This window comes from Micromonospora mangrovicola (genome assembly GCF_047200535.1).
GTDB lineage: Bacteria > Actinomycetota > Actinomycetes > Mycobacteriales > Micromonosporaceae > Micromonospora.
In genome coordinates, this window is sequence record NZ_JBJZOG010000237.1 from 1 (window position 1) to 1,155 (window position 1,155).

Consider the following 1,155-nt stretch of genomic DNA (forward strand, 5'->3'; position numbering starts at 1 on the left):
GGTCGGGCCGGCGTTCATCAAGATCTGCGCCTACTTCCCCTACCCAGGAAAGATCTGGTTCAACGGGCACGAGTGGGCCAAACGCCAAGCCACCAAGGCCGGTATCAGCTTCCGTGAACTGTCCAACGGCTTCGCCGCCTCCGACGACCCCACCAGGCTGCAAGCCATCTGTGACCGGCTCGGATCCGGCACCGTCACCGTGTTCGCCGAACGCTGGTGGGCCCGCCTACCACTACCGTTCACCACCCGTGATCGGGCCGCCGGCTACTGGTGGGACATCTCCATGCGCCAGATCGAGGTCGCCAAGACCATCGTGTTCACCGCACCCCGCCACGCCCGCGCCTTCTTCGAAGCCCTCACGGCGGACAACCTCGACATCGGCCGCCCCGACAACATGGAGATCATCTTCAACCGGCAGATCCGCTCCACCACCAAAGGCGTGTTCCGCACCGCCATCGACCGCGACAACGACGGCGTCGTGGTCAACGCCTTCTACCGCCACTCCCGGATCAAGTACTACCTCAAAGACCAGCGGGCCCTACGGGTCGAGACCGTCATCAACGACACCTACGACATCAGCGTGCTACGCCGCCTGCAACACCTCGACGAGGTCATCACCAAAGCCCGTGACGCCAACCGCCGGCTGCTGGACACTATCCGTGCCGGTCAGAGCTGCGTCCTTGCGAACCCAGTCATCGAACGGGTCGCACAGCCCACCCTCGCCGAGGACGGCAGGAGGGCCCCAGCGCTACGCTTCGGCGACCCTCGGGTCATGGCCCTGACCGGCGCCCTATGCCTGAGCCTGTTCGCCGTCACCGGCGTCACCAACAAGAGCCTTCGCGCCTTGACCGCCCGGCTGCTCGGCACCGGCTACACCACCAGCCAAATGACCTACGACCTGCGCCGCCTGCGCGCCAACGGCCTGATCCGACGCATCGAACACACCCACACCTACGTCCTGACCCCCGACGGCCAACGCCTCGCGATCTTCTACACCAAACTCAACGACCGCCTCCTCCGCCCACTCCTCGCCGCCGACCAACCCCAAGCACCACCAGACCTGCGCCACGCCCTCACCGCCATCGACCACCACGTCAACGACTACATCGCACGAGCACGACTCAAAACCGCAGCCTGAAAAGCTGACTCAGTTGT

The 1,155-nt window shown here is 65.0% G+C and carries 1 protein-coding gene; it reads left to right on the forward strand.

The window, feature by feature from the left end; all coding sequences use genetic code 11:
• Positions 1-1,138, forward strand: a 1,138-nt coding sequence (locus tag ACL02O_RS34245) for a hypothetical protein (protein ID WP_412822328.1), incomplete at its 5' end; no start/stop codon positions are given.
• Between the last annotated feature and the right edge of the window lie 17 nt (positions 1,139-1,155).